General features: G+C 44.1%; 7 protein-coding genes. 5 read left to right on the forward strand and 2 right to left on the reverse strand.

All coding sequences use genetic code 11. The features are described 5' to 3' along the window. Window positions 1-356: 356 nt before the first annotated feature. On the reverse strand, window positions 357-584 hold the full coding sequence (locus tag RMY32_RS22725) for a hypothetical protein (RefSeq protein WP_322714866.1): 228 nt from the start codon (window positions 582-584) through the stop codon (window positions 357-359). A 225-nt stretch (window positions 585-809) separates the two neighbouring features. Between RMY32_RS22725 and pipX the strand changes: the two genes are divergently transcribed. The 5 genes from pipX (at window position 810) to RMY32_RS22750 (ending at window position 6,512) form a co-directional block, all read left to right on the forward strand. Next, window positions 810-1,088 (forward strand): transcriptional coactivator PipX, encoded by a 279-nt coding sequence (gene pipX / locus RMY32_RS22730; protein ID WP_069068710.1) that lies wholly within the window; start codon window positions 810-812, stop codon window positions 1,086-1,088. Continuing rightward, on the forward strand, window positions 1,085-1,753 hold the full coding sequence (locus RMY32_RS22735; protein ID WP_322714867.1) for a YggS family pyridoxal phosphate-dependent enzyme: 669 nt from the start codon (window positions 1,085-1,087) through the stop codon (window positions 1,751-1,753). Before pipX ends, RMY32_RS22735 begins: the two co-directional genes overlap by 4 nt. Before the next feature lie 367 nt (window positions 1,754-2,120). Then, window positions 2,121-2,726 carry a cell division protein SepF gene (locus RMY32_RS22740; RefSeq protein WP_322659462.1) on the forward strand — a complete coding sequence of 202 codons (606 nt, stop codon included), beginning with the start codon at window positions 2,121-2,123 and terminating at the stop codon, window positions 2,724-2,726. A 106-nt stretch (window positions 2,727-2,832) separates the two neighbouring features. Further along, window positions 2,833-3,651 carry a pyrroline-5-carboxylate reductase gene (gene proC, locus RMY32_RS22745; RefSeq protein WP_322714868.1) on the forward strand — a complete coding sequence of 273 codons (819 nt, stop codon included), beginning with the start codon at window positions 2,833-2,835 and terminating at the stop codon, window positions 3,649-3,651. Window positions 3,652-3,833: 182 nt separating this feature from the next. Further along, on the forward strand, window positions 3,834-6,512 hold the full coding sequence (locus tag RMY32_RS22750) for an RNA helicase (protein WP_322714869.1): 2,679 nt from the start codon (window positions 3,834-3,836) through the stop codon (window positions 6,510-6,512). 472 nt (window positions 6,513-6,984) lie between these two features. Here the strand turns inward: RMY32_RS22750 and RMY32_RS22755 are convergent, their stop codons facing one another. Next, window positions 6,985-7,365, reverse strand: coding sequence for a hypothetical protein (locus RMY32_RS22755; protein ID WP_322714870.1), 381 nt, complete (start codon window positions 7,363-7,365; stop codon window positions 6,985-6,987). Window positions 7,366-7,871 lie beyond the last annotated feature (506 nt).

Raw genomic sequence — 7,871 nt, forward strand, 5'->3', positions numbered from 1 at the left:
CAAGCAAGATTGCTTGGATCACTTTTTGCCGGAGGTCATAACTATAAGGTTTGGGCATCAGTTTCCCAGAGGTTCTACTGGAGCTTTCATCAAGGTCTACTTCCAGTTTATCGCTTAACCGCCTTGGCGGTTGCTATAACAATATGATAGGGTAATTTGAACAGCTACCCAGCCATAAAATTGATCCCCTACCATTTTCTGTAGATTTTAGCTATTAACCAGCCTTACGCGAACACTACAAACTAATCTTAAGATTTTTGACCGAGTACCCTTATGAATCTCTGCACAATGCTCAAGCACAAATTGCACCACTGAAAATACTGGATAATCGATAGACTTTTGCATAAATGATAGTTTTATTTCCAGTACCCAGTACCCAATCCCCAATCCCAATTTTGTGCCATTGGGCGACAGTTGTGGCAGTATGGAAAGAAGTTGAAAAATTCGCCGTTGCCGTTGGGAACTTCAAAGGGTGTTTTTCCTTCCCACGTCGAACTTTCAACCAGAAAAGCGGCAATATTTTGTGCCTTGTCCCTACAGATTGCTAAATTGAAGTCACCAAAGCAGATGGTGATATTTGTCAAACAGCCTCTACTCTTTGAATCTACGCTTCGCGGCTTCTGTTGTACTATTGCGCTTCACTACCACTAGCTTCATCTGCCCATTAGGAACTAGATCGAGGTCTTCGTAACCGCAGCTTCGCATTTTAACCAAATATTCTGACGAATGTTGGTATTATCGTCTGAATGTTTGGAATTCACTGCGAAAAGATATATATACTTCCACCTTGACTACACCTTGACTCTTAAATGAATCCAGAAAACGCAGAAACTTACATAAACCATCCAACTTGGGGTTTACTCTACAAAATCTGTATGGTTGATGAGAACCAGGATTTGTTCACCACACTTTATGCCCAACGCTTATTTTTTTTGGTGGCAAATGATGTTAAAGGTGTTAAATTTCAGTCTCTAGGACGTACTGAGGCAAGAATGATGTTGGAAAATCGATTACGTACCCTGCGGCGCAGTGGGCATTCTCAGGAGTACGATCAGCTTCAGAGTGTTTTCCAACGCACCTTCCAATGAACAGTTCGATTTCCGAACGTATTCTTTCCATTCGTTCCTCACTGCCAACGTCAGTCAAATTGATTGCTGTTAGCAAGCAAGTATCTGCCCAGTCCATTCGGTCTGCATACAATGCAGGAATTCGTGATTTCGGGGAAAGTCGTATCCAAGAAGCTGCCAGCAAACAAGCCGATTTGCAAGATTTACCGGATATTACCTGGCACTTTATTGGACATTTGCAAAGCAATAAAGCCAAAAAAGCCATCGAGCATTTTCCTTGGATTCACTCCGTAGATAATTTGAAGCTGGCACAGCGCTTAGACCAATTGGCGCAACAGCTAGGAGTGAGTCCCCAGGTTTGCTTACAAGTGAAAATTCTCCCCGACCCCAACAAGTCTGGTTGGAGTGTACCAGAACTTTTAACTGATTTACCCACACTCAATTCTTACAAAAATTTACAAATTCAAGGTTTGATGACAATTCCGCCTTCAGGATTAAATGATTCTGAAATTTTCAGTGTGTTTAATCGCAATCGTCAGCTAGCCAAAGAAATCCAGGAGCAAAACTGGTCGCATATTAAAATGCAGCACCTATCTATGGGTATGTCAGGCGACTACGAACTGGCGGTGCAAGCAGGCGCAACGATGGTACGATTAGGAACCATATTGTTTGGCGATCGCTATTAGCCGATTAATCATCAGCTTTACTCTTGGGTATTAATAGAAGCTAAAGATTTGATGACAAGAATTTTGTAACAGACTGGTGCAATCGGAAACAAAGGATATAGTATTGACAAGAGCAATCGCCAAGAAAAAATGAGGTATAAAGAAGTTTCCTTTGGATAAACCTTAGGATATAATCTTGACTCATTATTATGTTTAGGCGATGCACAGACCTTTCCAATAAGTGTCAGTTCATCGCCAAAACTCGTAATATAGGCTACAACTAGCAATAAAGTTGCTGAAGTATCCACCGATGTAGCAACCGTTCTTACCTCAATCAATCCTCAGCCAAGTCAATACAGGCTATTCGCACCAGGAGAGTACACATACAATGAACAACATATTTTCCAAACTCAGAGACTTTGTGGGTCTAAATGAGCAAGTGGAATACGAGTATTACGAAGAAGAACCAGAAACAGATAATAATAATTACCAAAATCTGTATCAGCAAGAAAATCCCCAGCCAGCACCACAAGAGAGTCCAGCCGCTCAAAATCGACGCTGGCGGGAACCAGTGCCTACAATGGGAGATGATATGACAGCAGGTTCAAAGCCAATGGGGAATGTGATTGGTATGCCAGGAGCAATTAACGGAATTTCGGAAGTTTTAGTACTCGAACCACGCACCTTTGAAGAAATGCCCCAGGCAATTCAAGCGTTGCGCGAACGCAAGTCAGTGGTATTAAATCTGACAATCATGGACCCAGATCAAGCTCAACGAGCAGTAGATTTTGTAGCAGGTGGTACTTACGCACTAGATGGACATCAAGAGCGCATCGGTGAGAGCATCTTTTTGTTTACACCAAGTTGTGTCCAAGTTAGCACCCAAGGTGGCGTTCTTCATGAAGTACCACAACCACCAGTACGTCCCTCTCGTCCGACAACAGGTACTCCAAATCAAACCTGGGGCAACGAAACTAACCGGATGGCACAATAAAGTTAAATTAGTATTTAGTCCTTTGTCCTTTGTCATTTGTCCTGAGTTTTGCTCATGGTGACAAATGACAAACGACTAATGACTAATGACCAATGACTAATGACTAATGACTATAAAATTTGGCCTAATTGGTGGTGGGGTAATGGGAGAAGCGCTCTTATCCCGCCTGATCGCGCATGGAATTTATCAATCATCAGAAGTCATAGTTAGCGAACCACTATCTTCACGCCTAGATTTTTTAAAGCAGCAATACGGTGTTGCTGTAACGACAGATAATAGCCAGGTTTTCACTGAAGCAAAAGAAGTTCTATTTTTGGCAGTAAAACCGCAGGTGTTTAGCGCGATCGCTCAAGAATTAGCAGATATTGATATTCTTAATAGAGAACATTCACCTCTCATCATTTCTATTTTGGCGGGTGTGCCCTTAAGTCAGCTAGAAGCTGCATTTGTGCAATTGCCAGTGATTAGAGCAATGCCCAACACCCCAGCAACGGTGGGAGCAGGAGTTACCGCGATTTGTTTAGGTGCATATACCAATGCCTTGCATCACCAAATAGCACAGCAAGTTTTTTCTGCTGTGGGTGAAGTCGTAGAAGTTTCAGAAGGGCTGATGGATGCAGTTACAGGGCTATCTGGTAGCGGCCCCGCTTACGTGGCACTCATGGTAGAAGCACTTGCAGATGGCGGAGTAGCCGCAGGTTTACCTAGAACAATAGCTAATCAACTAGCCTTGCAAACCGTACTGGGAACAGCAAAACTGTTGCAGGAAACCAAAATACACCCAGCAGAACTCAAAGATCGCGTTACCAGTCCCGGCGGTACAACCATTGCGGGGATTGCCAAGCTAGAACAGGCAGGATTTCGTTCCGCTTTAATTGAAGCAGTTAAAGCTGCCACAGAGCGATCGCAAGAACTGGGAAAATGAGAGACTGGGGACTGGGGACTGGGGACTAGGAACTAGGGAATAGGGGCTAGGAACTGGAAAAAAGTTTTCCAAAAACCCAATACCCAGTCACCAGTACCCAATCCCCAATTCCCAACTCCCCCTAACGAAGTTGACAAAAGACTCGTTAGTATAGTAAACAATCTGGTTGCAAATGTGATTGAGTGAATTATCCTGCACCGTCTCCAGAACTTGACTTAGGGTTTATATTTCCCTTTGAACTGGATCAGTTTCAAAAAGAAGCGATCGCGTCCCTGAACGCTGGGCGCTCCGTAGTTGTATGTGCCCCCACAGGTTCGGGGAAAACATTAGTCGGGGAATACGCTATTTATCGCGCCCTAGCGCGAGGAAAACGCGTGTTTTATACTACTCCCCTGAAGGCGCTGTCGAATCAAAAATTACGTGACTTTCGAGAAAAATTCGGTTTCGATCGAGTCGGACTGTTAACTGGAGATGCTTCGATTAACAGAGATGCACCGATTTTGGTGATGACCACAGAAATTTTCCGAAATATGCTCTATGGCACACCCATTGGGCAAATCGGCATCTCATTGGTAGACGTGGAAGCGGTGATCCTTGATGAGTGCCACTACATGAACGATCGCCAGCGCGGTACTGTTTGGGAAGAATCAATCATCTATTGTCCCCGTGAAGTGCAACTAGCAGCCCTCTCAGCAACGGTTGCCAATAGCGATCAACTCACCGACTGGCTAAACCGCGTTCACGGCCCAACAGACCTGATTTACTCCGATTTTCGCCCAGTCCCCCTGGAATTTCACTTTTGCAATCCTAAAGGATTATTTCCCCTGCTGAATGATAGCAAAACCAAAATTAACCCCCGCCTTCTTCAGAAGAAAAAGGGGAGAGGGGGAGAAAGGGATAGGGGGAGAAATGGTAGACCGGAAGCTCCAGGTATAATTTTTACCCTCAGCCAATTAGAGCAACGGGATATGCTACCAGCGATTTACTTTATCTTCAGCCGCCGGGGATGTGATAAAGCGGTGGCGGAAGTAGGTGATTTATGGCTGGTAAATAATCAAGAGTCTCAGATTTTGCGGCAACAGATTGATGACTTTTTAGCCCGCAATCCCGAAGCTGGGCGTTCTGGACAAATTGCCCCCCTGTACCGAGGAATTGCTGCCCACCACGCCGGAATTTTACCTGCTTGGAAAGCATTGGTAGAAGAACTATTTCAGCAAGGGCTGATTAAAGTAGTATTCGCCACCGAGACACTAGCAGCAGGAATTAATATGCCCGCCCGGACAACGGTAATCTCTACCCTTTCCAAGCGGACTGACACCGGACACCGCCTGTTGAACGCTTCCGAATTTTTGCAAATGGCGGGACGAGCAGGCCGCCGGGGGATGGATAAACAAGGTCATGTGGTGACAGTCCAAACTCCCTTTGAAGGAGCCAAAGAAGCGGCGTATTTGGGAACATCCAAGCCAGACCCTCTAGTAAGCCAGTTTACGCCCAGTTATGGTATGGTACTCAACTTGCTGCAAACCCATACCCTAGAGCAAACCAGGGAACTGATAGAGCGCAGTTTTGGGCAGTACATGGCGACCTTGCATTTACGGCCAGAATACGATGAGATTGCCGAATTGCAAACCCAATTAGCTCAATTACATGAGCAAATTGCCGCAGTTGATGAAAATGAACTGGCTATTTATGAAAAATTGCGGCAACGTCTAAAGGTGGAACGCCAGATATTGAAAACCTTGCAAGAGCAAGCACAAGAAGACCGCCAAGAGGAATTGGTAATGATGTTGGGCTTTGCAGTGTCAGGAACTCTGTTAAGTCTCAAAGGCAAAAATATCATGGTGTCTTCACCTGTAACCGCAGTTTTAGTCGGAAAATCACCTGGTTCTGGTCAAGCTCCTTACTTGGTATGCTTGGGGCACGATAACCGTTGGTATGTGGCAACTACAGGGGATGTAGTCAATTTGTATGCCGAACTGCCACGAATTGAAGTGCCGCCTAATGTATTACCACCACCAGAGATGCCTTTGAAGCCAGGACAATCGCGCCGTGGTAACGAAGAAAGCTTTGCGATCGCCACGTGTATTCCCGATCCGATAGAATCTTTGCATCTAGCACCAGAAGTAGCAGAACAACTCAGTCGCACTACCGCCGTCCAAGAGCAATTAGAAGCTCATCCCCTACATCAATCAGGCAATGCGGCAACGCTTTTCAAGCGCCGCGCCCGCTATGTCGAACTAGAAGCCGAACTCGAACAGTTGCAAGGGCAAGTAGAGCAACAGTCACAACGTCATTGGGAAGAGTTTCTGAATTTAATCGCAATTCTGCAACACTTTGGCGCTTTGGATAACTTAGTCCCCACACAATTAGGGCAAATTGCTGCCGCCATTCGAGGCGAGAATGAATTGTGGCTAGGTTTAGTATTCGCTAGCGGCGAATTGGATAACTTAGACCCGCATCATTTAGCAGCAGCAGCCGCCGCTTTGGTGATGGAAACGCCCCGTCCAGATAGCAAGGTTAACTTTGACCTCAGTAATGAAGTTGCAGAAGCCTTGGCAAAATTGCGGGGAATTCGCCGCCAAATGTTCCAACTACAACGGCGTTATAATGTGGCGCTGCCTATTTGGTTGGAATTTGAGCTAATTGCCATAGTGGAACAATGGGCGCTTGGAATGGAGTGGATAGAACTCTGCGAAAACACCACTTTGGATGAAGGCGATGTGGTGAGAATTTTACGGCGGACGTTGGATTTGTTATCACAAATACCCCACGTTCCCCATTTGCCAGATTCTTTCCAACGCAATGCCTATCGCGCGATGCAGTTGATTGATAGATTCCCTGTGAATGAGGTGGTTGAATAAATAGGACGCTTTGGCAGACACAGGTATTTATAGCAAAGTGCTGAGTTCTGAGTTCTGAGTGCTGAGTTAGGAGTTAAGAGTTAGGAGTTATTATTTCTCCTCTGCTCCTCTGCTCCCCTGCCCCTCTGCCTCTTATACCCCATGCCCTTCAGGAGTGCTGTTAGCAGATAGCTAAGGTTTAGCCCGTGCTGAATATAGACCAAGTTGCTTCAAGGCTTTGAGCAATCAACACTCTCCTAACCTATGTGACTACAGCTATATTAATTTCTCTGGGTCTTTTTCTCTCAGTACTGATGCAAAAATAGTTGCTGCTGGGGCAATTCATGAATTGCCCCAGCAATGAACTTACATATTATCAAATAAAAGTAGTGGTACTTAGTTAAAAATGCTTTTTTGGTTTCGTATATTTTTTATGCGTGATTAATCGCGTGTATCTAACAAAAGTTATAGTCGCTATCAGCGCTATTCAATCTTAGTACACCAAGTTTCCAGTACCCTGCAACTGACGCAAAGAATTTATACATAATGGACAGTCGCAACCAAATACTCTAATTGCAGCATCGCTTTCCTCTTCAGTAAAGTTCAACATCGCAATATTCTTATCTGATACTGATGTGACAATTGTTGAGGAACTTTTAGAGGTATACGGACGTTTTCTCTCTGAATCTCGAATGCACACAAAATCTTGTCCACCATGTGGGTTAGTGATACAGGTACGACCGTCTTGTGTGTGCAGTAATCGCTGTGTAATGCTACTACTAGCATGGGCAGGATGAAATGCCACCAGCGTAGACATCATCGACACAAAAATTGAGGAACTGGAAAGCAAATTCAGAAGAATTTTTTTGTTCATAGATTTCCTTGAGAAAATTGTCTATTAGATTAGGGTATTCGATTAACTTTCAAACTTCAAGTGAATTTTCCCTGAGAATAGCTAGATAGACACTTGTTACCCAAGAAAGTTCCATCTCTACACCAGTTCGCTCGGAAATTATTTACTACATTATAATTCTGCAATCAAACAAGCTTGATATCTAGCTTTTAGACGCAACCTTATGCAATTGAGCAAATTTTAATCCGCTGTATATTCCCAAGACAGTTATTATTTGCTTGATATAAGTATAAAAGCTTAATCAAATTAGAGCTAGTAATTAGCCCCTCTAGCCCTTGAAATTCTTATACAGAGCAATAAATTGTTTGCTACAAACAAAATTTATATCTTATACCAATTTTTTATAAAGCTGCATAGAATTCGATCCCCCCTAACCCCCCTTTTTAAGGGGGGAACCGGAAAAACATCTATCAAAGTCCCCCTTTTCAAGGGGGATTTAGGGGGATCAAGATATGTGCAACTTCACA

Origin of the sequence: Nostoc sp. ChiSLP03a, from assembly GCF_034531215.2 — a bacterium.
Classification (GTDB): Bacteria; Cyanobacteriota; Cyanobacteriia; order Cyanobacteriales; family Nostocaceae; genus Nostoc.